We start from the raw sequence: 15,786 nt of genomic DNA on the forward strand, positions 1-15,786 counted from the left end.
CCCGATCATTTCGTACGGTCCGGACTCGGCGTGGGGCAGGCGGCCGGCGTGGGCGAGGGCTCCGGCTCGAAGCTCTCCTTCTTGAGCGGGAGCGGATAGCGGTTGAGCACCGGCTCGCCGCAGGAGCGGTCGACGGTGTAGCCGTGGCTCTCCGGGTCGGTGATGACGGGGTTGCCGTCCTGGTCGTAGAGGTAGACGTCGGCGAGCGGGGTGCCGTCCTTGGCGTACGGCCGGATGTTCGCCACGCCGACGGACTCCGAGCCCGTCACGATCACGTTCGCGACGGGGGCGGCGGCGTAGGCGACGGGCGCGGGATCGGCGTCGAGCGGCTTGACCGCGATCAGGCCGGCGAACAGGGCGAGCGCGGCGAGCGCGTTGAGCCCGCCGGCGAACAGGGAGGCCGGGCGGCCACCGCGCCGCCGGCCGAACCACACCGACGCCCACACCAGGGCCACCACCACGGCCCAGTCGGCGGGGTTCTCGGGGACGGCCCGGCCGTAGCCGTAGAGCGAGAGCAGCAGCATGGCCAGCAGGTAGCCGCGCAGCACCCACCAGCCCGGCCGCAGCTCGGGCAGGAACGTCGCGAGGCTCCGGTAGGGCCCGTGGCGCAGCAGGGCCGTGTGCGCCCCCGTCGCCCACGCGCGCGGACGGAACCCGCGTCGCGCGCGGCGGCTCTGCGCGCGGCTCCCGTAGGCGGCCATCAGCTCCTCGGCGTAGGCGGCGGGCGGGCCCAGCCGGTCCTCCAGCGGCAGGCCCGGCGACTCGGCCGCGATCTCGGCCAGATGGTCGTCCAGGTCCTCCAGCAGTTCCTCGCGGTCGGGGTGGTCTCCCACGACCTCGCGTACGGCCCGGGCGTACTGGGCGGGGGTCATCCTCGTCCCTCCTTCAGCAGGGATGCCATGGTGGCCACGAACGAGTTCCAGGTCCTGGCCTGGGCGGCGTACATGCTTCTGCCGGTCTCGTTGAGCCCGTAGTACTTGCGGTGCGGCCCCTCGTCGGAGGCCATCACGTAGGAGGTCAGGGCGCCGGCCTTGTAGAGGCGGCGCAGGGTGCCGTACACGGAGGCGTCGCCGACCTCCACGAGGCCCGCCTCCCTGAGCCTGCGCACGACGTCGTAGCCGTAGCCGTCGCGCTCGTCGAGCACCGCCAGGACGGCCAGGTCGAGCACGCCCTTGAGGAGCTGGCTGCTGTCCACGCGAAGCACACTACTGTGCAATGCGCGGTAGTGGCAAACGAAAAACCGGGTGCCGCACGAGGCGGCCACCCGGTTCTTCGATCAGTCGAACCCGTCGCCTCAGGCGGCGGTCGACGGAGCCGGAGCGTCCGTCGGGGGCGCCTGCGTGGCGGGCGCCTGCGTCGTCACGACCTTGCAGGCCGCGTACGACTGGAAGATCGACTCGGTGTTGTTCGGACCACTCACCGTCAGGCTGACCCTGCCGCCCTTGGTGGCCTCACCGACCAGCGCGCTCTCGGGCAGCGTCACGGTCTTCGAGTCGGAGCCGCGGAAGAACGACTCGCCCGAGGACACGGAGACACCGTTCACCCGCCAGGTCCAGGAGACCTTGGCCGAGCCGGTGGTGCTCACGGTGGCGTGCGCGCCCAGCTTGCAGCCGTCGTGGTTGGTGGCGGTCACCAGACCGGACACCGCGACCTTGCTCACGGGAGCGGGAGCCGGGTCCTTGCACCAGACCGAGTACGAGGCCCGGTTGGACCAGGCGCGGTCGGGGCCGAGGATCTGCAGCTGAGCCCAGCCACGGTGGCTCTCGCGCGGCGAGAAGCCGAAGCCGACCTTGGCGGCGTGGCGGACCTTCACCTTGCCGTAGTCGACAGCGTCACCGTTGAGCACCCAGCGGTACTTCACCCAGGTCGGCCGGTCGGCCTTGATCAGGCCGGTGAAGCCGATCTTGTTGCCGGGGCTGCAGACACCGACGTAGGAGTCGGGGTTGGCCCAGGCGCTCGCCGACACCGAGGGGGTGCCGCCGGGGAGGTGGATGTCGACCTTCGGCTCCCTCTCCCGCTCCGCCTCGGCGCAGGATACGGAGAAGTAGCCCTTCTTGGTGACGAACTTCTTCGGGGAGAGGACCTGGACGGCCTCCCAGCCCTTCACGTCCTCCTTGAAGGTGATCGACTGCTTGACGGTGACCGACTTGGTGCCCTTGCCCTTGAGCTTGATCACACTGACCTTGCTCTTGGACCCGTCACCGTGCAGCCAACGGTAGGCCAGCTCGGTCTTGCCCTTGACGGACACCTTGATCTTCGCCGAGAAGTTGACCTTGACCGGACAGTCGCCTTCGTACTTGCCCGGCTTGGCCTTGGGCGCGGTCGCCGAGACCTTGACACCGGTCTTGCCGGCCGTGGCCGCCTGCGCGGGACCAGCGACGAGTCCAGCGGTCAGGGTGGCGAGCACCGCGGCCGACGCGCCGAACGCCGCCGCCCTGCGAGCGGCTAACCCAGAGAACTTCATGGTGAGAGTGCTCCATTCCGTATGAGGGAAAAGGACGCGCTCGGGAACGGTCGCCACGCCGACACTTTCCGTGCACGGCAATATGGCAAAGCCCCCGTAATGCTCCTTTACCTAAGCACAAATATGATTGCACACTCAACACGGATGAAGATCCGTAATGTCCGTATTTCGCTACACCTATCGCGCGAGCGACCAGGCAATACCGTCCAAGATGTCGTGTTCGCTGACAATGACCTGCGAAAACGCGAAACGGCGGACGATCCGGTCCAAAATGAGCGCGCCTGCCCCGATGACGTCAACTCGGCCCGGATGCATCACCGGCAGCGCGGCCCTCTCACCGTGCGTCATCGCGAGCAGCCGCCGCGTCACCTCGTGCACGTGCTCGGCCGACAGCCGCGCGTGGTGGATGCGCTCCGGCTCGTACGCGGGCAGGGCGAGCGCGATGCCCGCGACCGTCGTCACGGAGCCGGCCAGGCCCACGAGCGTGTGGGCACGGCGTACCGGCACCTCCGCCTCCACCCGGTCCAGCGCCGCCTCGATGTCGGCCACCACGGCCTCCAGCGCCCCCGCGGGCGGCGGGTCGCCGGCGTCCTTGAGGTGCCGCTCGGTCAGCCGCACGCAGCCGATGTCCACCGACAGCGCCGCCTCGGCGTGCCGCTCGCCCACCACGAACTCGGTGGACCCGCCGCCGATGTCCACCACCAGGTAGGGGGGCAGCGGGCCCTCGGGCACCTCGGTCTCCGGCGACAGCCGCACCAGGCCCCTCGTCGCCCCGGTGAACGACAGCTCGGCCTCCTCGGCCCCCGACACGACCTCGGGCTCAACGCCGAAGATCTCGCGCACCCCGGCCACGAAGTCCTCGCGGTTGGCGGCGTCCCTGGTCGCGCTCGTCGCCACGACGCGGGTCGCGCTCGCGTCGTGCCGCTCGATCAGCTCCTGGTAGCCGCGCATGGCCTTGAACGTACGCTCCAGCGCGTCGGGCGCCAGCCGGCCGGTCCGGTCGACGCCCTGCCCGAGGCGGACGATCTCCATCCGCCGCTCGACGTCGTCGATCTGGTCGTCGCCGACGTCCGCGATGAGCAGGCGTACGGAGTTGGTGCCGCAGTCGACGGCGGCTACACGCATGGTCCGTCACTCCACCACTCGGGGAGGGCGTCCAGCGCCTCCCTGCCGATCGGGTTGACACCGGGCGCCGCCAGCTCGTGCGCGACGAGCGCGTGCAGGCACTTGACCCGCTTCGGCATGCCTCCGGTGCTCTGCATGTCGCGCGGGAGCGGCTCCAGGCCCTCCTCCTCGGCCGCCGCGTCCCGCCTGGCCACGTAGTCGTCGTGCGCGGCCTGGTAGGCGGCGGCGAGCTCCGGGTCCGTGGCGAGCCGCGCCTGCATCTCGCGCATCAGGCCGGAGCCCTCCAGCGTGCCGATGGCCGAGGCCGCCTTCGGGCAGGTCAGGTAGTAGAGGGTCGGGAACGGCGAGCCGTCGGGCAGCCGCGGCGCGGTCTCCACCACGTCGGGGTTGCCGCACGGGCAGCGGTGCGCCACCTCGCGCAGCCCTCGGGGCGGCCGGCCGAGCTGCTGCCGGACGACCTCGACGTCTTTACTGTCCAACGCTTTCCTTCTTCGTCGGCCCGGGAGTGGGGCTGGTCGTGGGCTTGGTGCTCGGGGTCGCGCTCGGCTGCGGAGCCCGGTCGGTGACGGCCCGGCGGCCGGTGCCCGCGTCGGCGGCCTCCACGGACTCCCACAGCGTCTGGTACCAGGGCGGCGTCGTCGCCGGCTGCTTGACCGTCGTCCGCCGCTCGTCCTCGCCGGGCTCCATCACGACGAAGCACTTCTCGCCTGGCCCGCAGTAGTGCAGCCGCTCCTTGGCCGTCTTCTTGATCCAGTTGGGGTCGTTGGCCTGCTGGTCCCTGGCCAGCAGCGCCTGCTTCTCGGCCTCGACCCTGGCCTTCTCCGCGCGCAGCTCGGAGATGCTGCGGCGCAGGCTGATGTACTCGCGCACAGGGTAGGCCAGGCTCATCGCGATCGCGCACACCACGACGGCCAGGATGGCGGCCCGCCCGGTGAGCTGCGGCCTCTTCGCCACTGCTGCCACAACCCCCTTCCGGAACGACTCGCGGGAGTACCCGCGAGTCGTCACTCGAAACTAGCGCCGGAAACGCGGGAACGCCGAACGACCCGCGTAACGGGCGGCGTCGTCGAGGAGCTCCTCGATGCGCAGCAGCTGGTTGTACTTCGCGACCCGGTCGGAACGGGCGGGCGCGCCGGTCTTGATCTGACCGCAGTTGACCGCCACCGCGAGGTCGGCGATCGTCGTGTCCTCGGTCTCGCCGGAGCGGTGGCTCATCATGCACCGGTAGCCGCTGCGGTGGGCGAGGTCCACGGCGTCGAGCGTCTCCGACAGCGTGCCGATCTGGTTGACCTTGACCAGCAGGGCGTTGGCCGCGCCCGCCTCGATGCCGCGCTCCAGCCGCTCGGGGTTGGTGACGAACAGGTCGTCGCCGACGAGCTGCACCTTGTCGCCGAGCGAGGCGGTGATGGCCTTCCAGCCCTCCCAGTCCTCCTCGTCGAGCGGGTCCTCGATGGACACCAGCGGGTAGTTGGCGACCAGGTCCTCGTAGAAGGCGATGAGCTCCTGCGCCGACAGGCCCTTGCCGTCGATCGTGTAGACGCCGTCCTTGTGGAACTCGGTGGCGGCCACGTCGAGGGCGAGCGCGACGTCCTCGCCCGGCGTGTAGCCGGCCCGCTCGATGGCGACGAGGATCAGGTCGAGCGCGTCGCGGTTGGAAGGCAGGTTGGGGGCGAAGCCGCCCTCGTCGCCCAGGCCGGTGGCGTAGCCCTTCTCCTTGAGCACGCCCTTCAGCGCCTGGTAGACCTCGGTGCCCATCCGCACGGCCTCGCGGAAGGTCTCCGCGCCGATCGGCGCGATCATGAACTCCTGGATGTCCACGTTGGTGTCGGCATGCGCGCCGCCGTTGAGGATGTTCATCATCGGCACCGGCAGCACGTGCGCGTTGGGGCCGCCCAGGTAGCGGAAGAGCGGCAGCTCGGCGCTGTCGGCGGCGGCCTTGGCCACGGCCAGCGACACGCCGAGGATCGCGTTGGCTCCGAGCTTCGACTTGTTGGGCGTGCCGTCCAGGTCGATCATGATCTGGTCGATGATGCGCTGGTCCTCGGCCTCGATGCCGCCGATCTCCTCGAAGATCTCGTCGGTGACGGCGAGAACGGCCTTCTCCACGCCCTTGCCGCCGTAACGCTTGCCGCCGTCACGCAGCTCGACCGCCTCGAACTGGCCGGTGGACGCCCCGCTCGGCACGGCCGCGCGGCCGGTGCTGCCGTCGTCGAGCACGACCTCGACCTCGACCGTGGGGTTGCCCCGGGAGTCGAGGATCTCGCGAGCGTATACGACCTCGATGGTAGCCACGGGATGCGCTCCTAAATCGGAAGACGATATGCCTTCAGAGCCTATCGGTCCGGCCCCCCGTGGCAGGTCGCCGGGCACGCGCGCGCCGGGGTCAGCGGCTCTCCCACGCGCGGACGCGGTCGCGGTAGGCGCGGGCCGCGGCGCGCAGCTCCGCCTCGGCGTCGACCCCGGCCTCCCCGGCCCGCCGGACCAGGTCGAACAGCTCCCGGGCCACGCCCTGGCCGACCCCGGCCGCCAGCGATCCTGGCGCGCCGGCCCGCTCGGCCCTGCGGACGAGCTGGGCGGCCAGCGACAGCGCGGGCTGGCCCATCGGGACGCCGTCGAGCGCCGACTCACGTCCCTTGGCCGCCCGCTCGGCCGCCTTGATGGCCTCCCAGTTGTCGTTGACCTGGTCGGCGCTCTCGGCGCGCACCGAGCCGAAGACGTGGGGGTGGCGGCGTACGAGCTTCTCGACGATGCCGGCGGCCACGTCGTCGATGTCGAAGTCCTCGGCCACCCTGGCGTGGAAGACGACCTGCAGCAGCAGGTCGCCCAGCTCCTCGCGGAGCGCCCGGTGGTCGCCCTGCTCGATGGTCTCCAGCACCTCGTACGCCTCTTCGAGCAGGTAAGGCACCAGCGACTCGTGCGTCTGCCCGCGGTCCCACGGGCACTCGGTCCGCAGCCGGTCCATCACCGCGACGAGGTCGAGCACCCGCGCGCCCGGCAGGTCGTACGAGCCGGGCACGACCTCGATCAGCGGCGGGTCGGCCATCGCCACGGCGGCGTGCCCGACCGCCCGCATGAACTCCTCGTCGCCGCCCTCCGAGCCCGACCCGGCCAGCCAGACCACGGTCTCGCCGACCGCCCGCGCGGCCAGCGCCCGCGGGTCGGGCTCGACGACCTCGACCTCGACGCCGGCCTCGGCGAGGTAGGGGAGCTGGGGATGCGCCGCGTTCGCGGTCAGTACGGGACCGGAACGCAGCGCCTCCCACGCCTGGTGGCTCAGCAGCCCGGGGGCGACCCTGGGCGAGGTGGTGACGACGACGAGCGGCACGGGCTAGCCCTGCGGGGTCTGCGCGGCGTCCGACTGCTTGCCGAAGCGGCCCGCGTCCACGAACGGCCCCGGGTTGGCCTGCGAGCGCTGCGGGTTGAGCGTGCCGTAGCGCGGGTTGACCACCGGCTTGATCGCGCTGAACTCCTCGGCCAGCCGCTGCTGCCCGCTCTCGCCGCCGAACTGCTGCTGCAGCTTGGCCAGCCCGACCATCGCCCGACCGTAGTCGTGCGCGTCGGACGGGACCACGCCCTGCGACAGCAGGTTGATCTCGGCCGACTGGAACTGGCCGGGATCCTTGATCGCCGAGTCGACCTCGGCCTCGCTGACCTGCACGTTGTAGCGGGCCAGCAGCTGCTCGGTGATGGCCACGTTGACCAGGCGCTGGAGCACGACGTGGCTGACCGGGATGCCTTGGAGGTCCGCCTCGCTGAGGTTGTTGCGCTGGAGCGCCGCCTTGTATGCCTGCGCGTCCGCGTTGACCTCGCTCACCGTGATGCGGTCGTCGCCGACCACGGCCGCGGCCCCGACATGGGAGGGGGAAGAGCAGGCGGTCAGGGCCAGGCCCGCCGCGGCGGCGGCCACCGCCACTCGTATCGACTTCACATGCGTCCCTTTCCGACCGATAAATCGCCGCTAGCTTACCCGTGCGGGCTCGAGGAACAGCGCCTCGACCAGGTCACCGCACCATTTGAGCAGGTCGAGGTCGCGCAGAGGCTGCCCGCCGAGCGGCTTGGTCTTGGGGATCGGCACCAGCAGCGTCTCCGCGGCCTGCTTGTAGACGGCCTTCTTGTAGAGCCGGTCGAGCCTGACCTGCTGCGACTCGCGCAGCCGCGCCGGGCCGAACTTGATGTTCTGGCCCTGCAGCGTGACGTCGGTGAGCCCCGCCCTGCGCGCCTTGATCCGGAACGCGGCGACCTCCAGGAGGTTGTCCACCTCCACCGGCGGCTTGCCGTAGCGGTCGGTCAGCTCCTCGCGCACCTCGGCGATGTGGCTCTCCTCGGCGATGGTGGCGATCCGTTTGTACGCCTCCAGCCGCAGCCGCTCCGAGGTGACGTAGTCGTGCGGGATGTGGGCGTTGATCGGCAGCTCGACCTTGACGTCCGGCGTCTCCTCGCGCGCCTCGCCGCCGTCGAGCTTGGCCTTCTGCTCCTGCACGGCCTCGGCCATCAGGCGCACGTAGAGGTCGAAGCCGACGCCGGCGATGAAACCGGACTGCTCGGCGCCGAGCACGTTGCCCGCGCCGCGGATCTCCAGGTCCTTCATCGCGACGTACATGCCGGCGCCCATCTCCGTGTGCTGCGAGATGGTGGCCAGGCGCTCGTGCGCGGTCTCGGTCAGCGGCTTCTCGGGCGGGTAGAGGAAGTAGGCGTAGCCGCGCTCGCGGCCCCGCCCGACCCGGCCGCGCAGCTGGTGGAGCTGGGACAGGCCGTAGTTGTCCGCCCGGTCGACGATGAGGGTGTTGGCGTTGGGGACGTCGAGGCCGGACTCGACGATCGTGGTGGAGACGAGCACGTCGTACTCGCGTTCCCAGAAGCCGACCATGATCTTTTCGAGCTGAGTCTCGTTCATCTGGCCATGGGCGACCGCGATGCGCGCCTCGGGCACCAGCTCGCGCAGCCGCGCCGCGACCCGGTTGATCGAGGCGACCCGGTTGTGGACGAAGAACACCTGGCCGTCGCGCATCAGCTCGCGCCGCACGGCCGCGCCGATCTGCTTCTCCTCGTACGGCCCCACGAACGTGAGGATCGGGTGCCGCTCCTCCGGCGGCGTGAGGATGGTCGACATCTCGCGGATGCCGGTGAGGCCCATCTCCAGCGTGCGCGGGATCGGCGTGGCCGACATGGCGAGCACGTCCACCTGCGTGCGCAGGTGCTTCATCGCCTCTTTGTGCTCGACGCCGAAGCGCTGCTCCTCGTCGATGATGATCAGGCCCAGGTCCTTGAAGCGCACCTCGGGGCTGAGCAGCCGGTGGGTGCCGATCACGACGTCGACCGCGCCCGCGCGCAGGCCGTCGAGCGTGGCCTTGACCTCGCCGTCGGTCTGGAAGCGGGAGATCGGCTTGACCGTGACGGGGAAGCTGGAGAACCGCTCGGCGAAGGTGGACATGTGCTGCTGCACCAACAGCGTGGTCGGCACCAGCACCGCGACCTGCTTGCCGTCCTGGACCGCCTTGAACGCCGCCCGCACCGCGATCTCGGTCTTGCCGTAGCCGACGTCGCCGCAGATCAGCCGGTCCATCGGGACGCCGCGCTCCATGTCGCGCTTGACCTCGTCGATGGCGGCGAGCTGGTCGCCGGTCTCGGCGTAGGGGAAGGCGTCCTCCATCTCGCGCTGCCAGGGCGTGTCGCCGCCGAAGGCGTGGCCGGGCGAGGCCATGCGGGCGGAGTAGAGCCTGATCAGCTCACCGGCGATCTCCTTGACCGCCTTCTTCGCCCGCGACTTGGCCTTGGCCCAGTCGGCGCCGCCCATGCGGTTGAGCGTGGGCGCCTCGCCGCCGACGTAGCGGGTGACCTCGTCGAGCTGGTCGGTGGGGACGTAGAGGCGGTCGCCCTTGGCGTACTCGATGACGAGGTATTCGCGGGTCGCGCCCTGCACCGTGCGCTGCACCATCTCGACGTAGCGGCCGACGCCGTGCTGCTCGTGCACGACGTGGTCGCCGAGCTTGAGCTGCAGCGGGTCCACCATGTTGCGGCGGCGCGAGGGCAGCCGGCGCATGTCCTTGGTGGACGCCTTCTGGCCCACCAGGTCGAGGTGGGTGAGCACGGCCAGCGACGGCGTGACGAAGCCGTGCTCGATGAGGCCGGTGCTGACGTGCACGACCTTGGGCTCGGGCGCCTTGTCGAGGTAGGGGCGCAGCCTGGCGGGCACGTCGACGCCCTTGAGCAGCTCGACCATGCGCTCGGCCGGGCCGTGGCCCTCGCTGAGCAGCACGACCGCCTTGTCCTCCGCCAGCCAGCCCTTGATGTCGGCCAGCGCCTTGGCGGTGTCGCCGCGGTAGGCCTCGCTGTCGTGGGCGTCCAGCTCCACGCCGTTGCCGAACGGCGCCATCGTCCACCACGGCTGCCCGAGCACGTCGGCGTGCTGACGGATCTCCTCCAGCGTGCGGAACGCGGCCGCGTCGAGGTCGATGGGCGCCGCGCCGCCGGCCGCGGCGTTGATCCAGGACGCCTCCAGGAACTCCTGCGAGGTGCGTACGAGCTCCTCGGCCCGGCCCCTGATCCGCTCGGGGTCGCAGACGAACACCGCGGAGCGCACCGGCAGATGGTCGAGCAGCAGGTCCATCTCCCCCGCCAGGGCCGGCGCGAACGCCTCCATGCCCTCCACCGGGGTGCCCTCGGCGAGCTGGTCGAGCACCTCGGCCAGCGCCGGGTGCTCCTCGGCCAGCTCGCGGGCGCGGCGGCGTACGTCGTCGGTCAGCAGCAGCTCGCGGCAGGGCGGCGCGAACAGGCCGTCCTCGGCCGCCTCCAGCGAGCGCTGGTCGGCCACCTTGAACCAGCGGATCTCCTCGACGGTGTCGCCCCAGAACTCCAGCCGCAGCGGATGCTCCTCGGTGGGCGGGAAGACGTCGAGCAGGCCGCCGCGCACGGCCACCTCGCCGCGCCGCTCCACCATGTCGACCCGGTGGTAGCCGTTGCCGACGAGCTGGGCCACGACCTCGTCGAGGTCGGCGTCGTCGCCGGCGCGCAGCCGGATCGGCTCCAGGTCGCCGAGACCTTTGACGATGGGCTGCAGCAGCGCGCGGACCGGGGTGACGATCACGCTGAGCGGCCCGGCGGCGGTGTCGCCCTTGACCGGGTGGGCGAGCCGGCGCAGCACGGCCAGCCGCTGCCCCACGGTGTCGCTGCGCGGCGACAGGCGCTCGTGCGGCAGGGTCTCCCAGGCCGGGAAGACCGCCACGGAGGCGGGCTCGACGAGGCTGGTCAGCGCGGCGGCGAGGTCCTCGGCCTCGCGGCCGGTCGCCGTGACCGCGAGCACGGTGCGCTGGTCGTGCGCGGCCAGCGCGGCCACGGCGAACGGCCGGAGCGCGGACGGCGCGATCAGCGCGACATCGCCGCCCTCCTCAAGGGCGGCGGTCAGCTTCGGGTCGGCGCGAACAAGGTCAAGCAGTCCGGAAAGACTCATCAGATACGCCCACAGCCCCACGACGGCATCACGATCACCCCCGGCCATGTCAGGTCGCGGGGGTGTGGTTCCCAGACTACTCGCCGCCGGACCTCAGCCGACGCGGTAGCCGGCGACGGAGGGCCAGCGCACGGTGAGCACGGTGGAAAGCTCCTCGGCCCGCCAGGAGTGATCGACGCCCTTCCCCCACACCACGTAGTCGCCCGGCTCGGACAGCAGGACGCTGCGGTCGGGCAGCTCCACCCGGAACCGCCCGCTGACGAGCACGAGCAGCGCGGTGCGCACCTCACCGCGCACCCAACGCGCCCGGACCTCGCCCGGCGGGTGGACGCCCCACTTGATCTCGACCTCGTCGCTGTGCCGCGGATCGCCGGGCGGCCTGAAGTGGCCGAGCAGCCAGCCGTCGTCGGCCGCGCCGTCCACGACCGCGTTGCCGACGTAGATTTGGTCGCTCATGGGCCAGGACGCTAGCAGCGATATGCGTTACCAATACCGACCGCATGACTACTCTAGGTCACATGTCTGAGGTGCGATCGGTCGCCCAGCGGGGCGATCTCTTCGATCAGCGGGTCCGCGAGCACTGGACCGGCCAGCTCGGCAGACGGCTCGACGTGCTGGTCGCAGGCTGCGCCCACGACGAGCCGCTGGCGCCCGAGCGGGTCGAGACCAGGTGCACGGGGGTCGACGAGGACCATCCGGCGATCCGCAAGGTGCTGGACGAGCGGGCCGACCTGGTGGCCTGGTCGCTCGGCGACCTGCGCGGCGTGCCGCTGCCGCCCAGGTCCTACGACCTGATCCAGCTCTCGTTCCTGCTGGAGCGGGTCAGGCACGCCGAGCTGGTGCTCGACCGGCTGCTGCAGGCGCTGCGGCCGGGCGGGCTGGTGCTGCTGCGCATGCGCGACCGCGGGTCGGCGTACGGCCTGCTGGACCGCCTCACGCCGAGGTGGCTGCGCCGGGCGCTGTGGCGGGCGGTGGTGCGTCCGGGCACGCCGGGGCCGTTGCCGGCCGTGTACGAGCCGCTGACCTCCGCCGACGGCATGCACGCGTTCTGCCTCAGCCGCGGGCTCATGGTCACCGACGAGGAGCGGCGGACGAGCGGCCCCGCCAGGTCGAGCCGGCTGGGCCGGGCCGCGATCGCCGCGGTCTCCCGGCTGACCAGCGGACGCTGTCCCGCCGGGCACGACGAGATCACCATGGTCATCAGGAAGCCTCAGCATCACTTCGCCAGGGTGCTCTAGCGGCCTGCTTGAATGAGTCGGTACACTCCTTCCCTACCAAGTCAGTCGGATTAGTTGGGATGTAGGAACCGTGGAGTGGACCCCCGAACCGCACGAGCTGGCCGACCTGGAGCTGCTGCTCTCCGGCGCGTTCGCGCCCCTGACGGGGTTCCTGGGCCACGACGACCTGCACGCGGTGCACGAGCGCGGCAGGCTCGCCGACGGCACCCCGTGGCCCGCGCCGGTCACCCTTCACCTGCCCGCCGAGGTCTCCCCCGGCGACGAGGTGACCCTGCTGGACCCCGAGGGCCTGCCGCTCGCGACCCTGACGGTGACCGCACGGGAGGCCGACGGCCTGGTCTCGGGCCCGGTCAAGGGCCTCGGGGCGCCGGAGCACGGCCCCTTCGCCCGCCTGCGGCTCACCCCGGCCCAGGTCAGGCAGGAGCTCGGCGGGCGCGCCGCGCTCGCCGTCACCATGCGCGGGCCGCTCGACGACCTCTCCGAGATCGTCGCCACCGCCAAGGACCTGGACGCGCTGATCCTGCTGCTCCCCCTCGCGTACGGCGAGGGCGGCCCGGCCGTCGTCCGCGCCGCGCTGCGCGCCAAGGAGCAGCTTCCCCCCGGCACGCTCGTGGTCTCCGTGCCGCTGGCCCCGCGCGCCGAGCCGGAGCTCGACCTGGAGCTGCGCGAGCGCGTCGCGGCGGCGTACGGCGCCGTCGAGCACTTCCCCGGCCCCGAGCCGGTCACCATCCCGGGGCCGCCGCACCGGCGCGGCCTCGTCGTCTTCTTCACCGGCCTGTCGGGCTCGGGCAAGTCGACCATCGCCCGCGGCCTCCGCGACGAGCTGCTGGAGCTGGGCGGCCGGGCGCTCACCTATCTCGACGGCGACGTCGTACGCCACCTGCTGTCGAAGGGCCTGACATTCTCCAAGGCCGACCGCGACCTCAACATCCGCCGCATCGGCTTCGTGGCCGCCGAGGTCGCCAGGCACGGCGGCCTGGCCATCTGCGCGCCCATCGCCCCCTACGCCGCCACCCGCGCCGAGGTGCGGGCGATGGTCGAGGCGGTCGGCGCGGACTTCCTGCTGGTGCACGTGGCCACGCCGCTGGAGGAGTGCGAGCGGCGCGACCGCAAGGGCCTGTACGCCAAGGCCCGCGCCGGGCTCATCCCCGAGTTCACCGGCATCTCCGATCCCTACGAGGAGCCGGACGACGCCGAGCTGGTCATCGACACCACACATCTGTCGATCGAGGCGGCGGTCTCCAGGGTGCTGGAGACGCTGCGGTCCGGAGGCTGGGTACGTTGATCGATCTCGCCCTGGTCGGCGGTTCCTTTCTCGTCGCCATCGTGGTCGGACTGACCGGCATGGGCGGCGGTGCGCTCATGACGCCGATGATGATGTTGTTCTTCAACGTGCCGCCGCTCGCCGCCGTCTCCAGCGACCTCGTGGCCTCGGCCGTGATGAAGCCGGTCGGCGGCTTCGTGCACCTGCGCCGGGGCACGGTCAACCTGCGCCTGGTGGGCTGGCTGTGCGCGGGGTCGGTGCCGGCGGCGTTCTGCGGGGTGTTCCTGGCCCGTGCGTTCGCCGTCAGCGACGCGGTGAAGTACGCGCTGGGCGTCGCGCTGTTGCTGGCCGTGGCGGGCATAGCGGTCAAGGCCCTGCTCGGCGGGCGGGGCGGCACGGCGAGCGCCCACGACATCGTCGTGCGCCCGATCCCTACCCTACTGGTCGGTATGGTAGGCGGCCTGGTCGTCGGGGTCTCCTCCGTCGGCTCGGGATCGCTGATCATCGTGGCGCTGCTCGCGCTCTATCCGGCGCTCAAGGCCAACCAACTCGTCGGCACCGACCTGGTGCAGGCCGTGCCGCTGGTCGCCGCCGCCGCGCTCGGCCACCTCCTGTTCGGCGACTTCCAGCTCCACCTCACGGTCTCACTGCTCATCGGCTCGCTCCCCGGTGTCTACCTCGGCGCCAGGATCTCCTCGCGCGCCCCTGGCGGCCTGATCCGCGCCCTGCTGGCCATCGTGCTGCTCGCCTCGGCGCTCAAGCTGCTGGACGCGGGCAACGCCGTCACCGTCGGCGCCCTGGCCGCCGCCACCGCGGTCATCGTCGCCGGGTGGCGGGTGCGGCGGCGCAGGGCGGCCGGCCCGGCCGAGCCGGACGCGGCCATGAGTTCGGCCGCCCGCTAGGGACGCGGCCATGAGCCCGGCCGCCCGCTAGGGACGCGGCACCGGCGTCGAACGGAAGTAGGGGTCCCGCGCGAGTTTCGCGAAGGCCCGCCCGGTCCCCGGGTCGGAGTCGAAGGTGGTGTCACCGCGCGGCGCGTGCGGCGAGTCGAAGTACAGCAGCGCCTTGATCTGCGGATAACGCTTGATCTCCCGCGCCACCGACTCGAAGAACCGGCGCTTGAACGCGGGATCGCGTGGCCGTCCGAACACCCCCCACTCCGCCACCATCACCGGCTTGCCGGGGAAGCGGAGCTGCATCCACCGGTAGAAGCCCGGCCACTGCGCGAACTGCTCCTCCTCGCGGGTCTTGTTGACCAGCCGGTCGAAGTCCTTCACCCGGTCGTCGGCGTAGGGGTCCATGGCGACCCAGTCGACCACGTCGTCACCGGGGTAGAGCTGCTCGAACCATGGCTGTGCCGCCCAGTTGGGCGCCCCCATGTACGTCATCACGAAGACGGCGTTCCTGACGCCCCGCTCGCGCAGCCGCAGCACGACGTGCCGGTACATCGCCGCGTAGTCGGCGGCCCGCATGCCCGAGCCCGGCGACTCGTCCACGTCGTTCTCCGGCTCGTGGTGCAGCGTGAGGAAGAACCGTTCGGGGAAGGAGCGCCGCAGGTGGGCGGCCAGCCGGTCGATGCGGCGGTCTATCGCGCCGCGGGCGATCTCGGCCCAGGTGTGGTCGAGCGCCGGCTTCCAGTTGATCATGAGCAGCCGCGGCCTGGCGGGGTCGCGGGCCAGCGCGATCTCGGCCCGGGTCGGGAACACCTCGCCGCCCCGGTGGTAGACGTGCACCACGTCGGCCGCCGCCCCCATGCGGGCCTCCGCCCCCCGCAGCGCCTGATCGACCGGCCTGCCGGTGAAGATCTCGGGCGCCAGCCCCCACCAGGCGCCGCAGGACGGGATGAGCCGGGCGGTGGCCGTACAGGCCGACCCTCCCGCCGCCTTTCTGGCGGGGTCGGCCGGATCGCCGGCGTCCGCTATGGAGCCCGTGGCCGAGCCCGCCGTGGACGCCGCCGTGGAGCCGGCGGCCGACCCGGCCGTGCCGGCCCCGCCTGCCGTGCCCGCTGTGCCCGCCGCGCCCGCCGTGCCGGCCACGCCGGAGCAGGAGCTGAGCGTCACGATCGCGGCGAACGCCGTGACCGTTCTGGAAGTCATTCCCCGTAGTCGCAAAATGGTCCACCCTCCTGGTCGAAGGACCCCCGTCCTGTCACACCTGAACCTTGCCATGTCATTCCACGAACTTCAGCCGGAGTGACGAGTATCCGCAGGTGGTTGAGGGTAAAGCCACGCCCGAATTTTCACGGAAT

The 15,786-nt window shown here is 71.6% G+C and carries 15 protein-coding genes; 3 read left to right on the plus strand and 12 right to left on the minus strand.

Features of this window, described 5'->3' with window-relative positions; all coding sequences use genetic code 11:
* Positions 1–5 precede the first annotated feature (5 nt).
* The 11 genes from BMW85_RS27240 to BMW85_RS27290 form a co-directional block, all read right to left on the minus strand.
* The gene (locus tag BMW85_RS27240; RefSeq protein ID WP_091086782.1) at positions 6–872 is read right to left on the minus strand and encodes a hypothetical protein; all 867 of its coding nucleotides are present in this window, start codon (positions 870–872) and stop codon (positions 6–8) included.
* A complete protein-coding gene (locus BMW85_RS27245; protein WP_091086785.1) occupies positions 869–1,195 on the minus strand; it encodes a PadR family transcriptional regulator in 327 nt (108 codons plus the stop codon). Before BMW85_RS27245 ends, BMW85_RS27240 begins: the two co-directional genes overlap by 4 nt.
* 99 nt (positions 1,196–1,294) lie before the next feature.
* Positions 1,295–2,464 (minus strand): hypothetical protein, encoded by a 1,170-nt coding sequence (locus BMW85_RS27250; RefSeq protein WP_091086788.1) that lies wholly within the window; start codon positions 2,462–2,464, stop codon positions 1,295–1,297.
* Between the two features lie 177 nt (positions 2,465–2,641).
* Positions 2,642–3,589: a Ppx/GppA phosphatase family protein gene (locus tag BMW85_RS27255; RefSeq protein WP_091086789.1), complete on the minus strand. Its 948-nt coding sequence runs from the start codon at positions 3,587–3,589 to the stop codon at positions 2,642–2,644.
* Positions 3,580–4,068: a DUF501 domain-containing protein gene (locus BMW85_RS27260; RefSeq protein WP_091086792.1), complete on the minus strand. Its 489-nt coding sequence runs from the start codon at positions 4,066–4,068 to the stop codon at positions 3,580–3,582. Before BMW85_RS27260 ends, BMW85_RS27255 begins: the two co-directional genes overlap by 10 nt.
* Positions 4,058–4,543 carry an FtsB family cell division protein gene (locus BMW85_RS27265; RefSeq protein ID WP_091086794.1) on the minus strand — a complete coding sequence of 162 codons (486 nt, stop codon included), beginning with the start codon at positions 4,541–4,543 and terminating at the stop codon, positions 4,058–4,060. Before BMW85_RS27265 ends, BMW85_RS27260 begins: the two co-directional genes overlap by 11 nt.
* A 60-nt stretch (positions 4,544–4,603) precedes the next feature.
* The gene (gene eno / locus BMW85_RS27270) at positions 4,604–5,881 is read right to left on the minus strand and encodes a phosphopyruvate hydratase (protein ID WP_091086796.1); all 1,278 of its coding nucleotides are present in this window, start codon (positions 5,879–5,881) and stop codon (positions 4,604–4,606) included.
* Positions 5,882–5,972: 91 nt separating this feature from the next.
* Complete coding sequence (locus BMW85_RS27275; protein ID WP_091086799.1) at positions 5,973–6,914, minus strand: nucleoside triphosphate pyrophosphohydrolase; 942 nt, start codon at positions 6,912–6,914, stop codon at positions 5,973–5,975.
* A 3-nt stretch (positions 6,915–6,917) separates the two neighbouring features.
* The gene (locus BMW85_RS27280; protein WP_177240908.1) at positions 6,918–7,517 is read right to left on the minus strand and encodes a SurA N-terminal domain-containing protein; all 600 of its coding nucleotides are present in this window, start codon (positions 7,515–7,517) and stop codon (positions 6,918–6,920) included.
* A 30-nt stretch (positions 7,518–7,547) separates the two neighbouring features.
* The gene (mfd, locus tag BMW85_RS27285; RefSeq protein WP_091087124.1) at positions 7,548–11,036 is read right to left on the minus strand and encodes a transcription-repair coupling factor; all 3,489 of its coding nucleotides are present in this window, start codon (positions 11,034–11,036) and stop codon (positions 7,548–7,550) included.
* Between the two features lie 93 nt (positions 11,037–11,129).
* Positions 11,130–11,492 (minus strand): cupin domain-containing protein, encoded by a 363-nt coding sequence (locus BMW85_RS27290; RefSeq protein WP_091086803.1) that lies wholly within the window; start codon positions 11,490–11,492, stop codon positions 11,130–11,132.
* Positions 11,493–11,554: 62 nt separating this feature from the next.
* Between BMW85_RS27290 and BMW85_RS27295 the strand changes: the two genes are divergently transcribed.
* From BMW85_RS27295 to BMW85_RS27305, 3 genes are all read left to right on the plus strand, one after another.
* On the plus strand, positions 11,555–12,274 hold the full coding sequence (locus BMW85_RS27295) for a class I SAM-dependent methyltransferase (protein ID WP_091086807.1): 720 nt from the start codon (positions 11,555–11,557) through the stop codon (positions 12,272–12,274).
* Between the two features lie 70 nt (positions 12,275–12,344).
* A complete protein-coding gene (gene cysC / locus BMW85_RS27300; RefSeq protein WP_091086809.1) occupies positions 12,345–13,559 on the plus strand; it encodes an adenylyl-sulfate kinase in 1,215 nt (404 codons plus the stop codon).
* Positions 13,556–14,440 (plus strand): sulfite exporter TauE/SafE family protein, encoded by an 885-nt coding sequence (locus tag BMW85_RS27305; RefSeq protein ID WP_091086811.1) that lies wholly within the window; start codon positions 13,556–13,558, stop codon positions 14,438–14,440. Before cysC ends, BMW85_RS27305 begins: the two co-directional genes overlap by 4 nt.
* A gap of 27 nt (positions 14,441–14,467) precedes the next feature.
* Here the strand turns inward: BMW85_RS27305 and BMW85_RS27310 are convergent, their stop codons facing one another.
* A complete protein-coding gene (locus tag BMW85_RS27310; RefSeq protein WP_245775096.1) occupies positions 14,468–15,634 on the minus strand; it encodes a glycoside hydrolase family 26 protein in 1,167 nt (388 codons plus the stop codon).
* Positions 15,635–15,786 lie beyond the last annotated feature (152 nt).

The sequence above is a fragment of the Nonomuraea wenchangensis genome (genome assembly GCF_900111685.1).
In the GTDB taxonomy this organism is placed as follows: domain Bacteria; phylum Actinomycetota; class Actinomycetes; order Streptosporangiales; family Streptosporangiaceae; genus Nonomuraea; species Nonomuraea wenchangensis.

Bases quoted from the DNA above. Each gene is read 5' to 3' on its own strand.
- BMW85_RS27310 (WP_245775096.1), bottom strand. From the start codon at position 15,634: ATGACTTCCAGAACGGTCACGGCGTTCGCCGCGATCGTGACGCTCAGC.
- BMW85_RS27295 (WP_091086807.1), top strand. From the start codon at position 11,555: ATGTCTGAGGTGCGATCGGTCGCCCAGCGGGGCGATCTCTTCGATCAG.
- BMW85_RS27250 (WP_091086788.1), bottom strand. From the start codon at position 2,464: ATGAAGTTCTCTGGGTTAGCCGCTCGCAGGGCGGCGGCGTTCGGCGCG.
- mfd (WP_091087124.1), bottom strand. From the start codon at position 11,036: ATGAGTCTTTCCGGACTGCTTGACCTTGTTCGCGCCGACCCGAAGCTG.
- BMW85_RS27240 (WP_091086782.1), bottom strand. From the start codon at position 872: ATGACCCCCGCCCAGTACGCCCGGGCCGTACGCGAGGTCGTGGGAGAC.
- BMW85_RS27255 (WP_091086789.1), bottom strand. From the start codon at position 3,589: ATGCGTGTAGCCGCCGTCGACTGCGGCACCAACTCCGTACGCCTGCTC.
- BMW85_RS27290 (WP_091086803.1), bottom strand. From the start codon at position 11,492: ATGAGCGACCAAATCTACGTCGGCAACGCGGTCGTGGACGGCGCGGCC.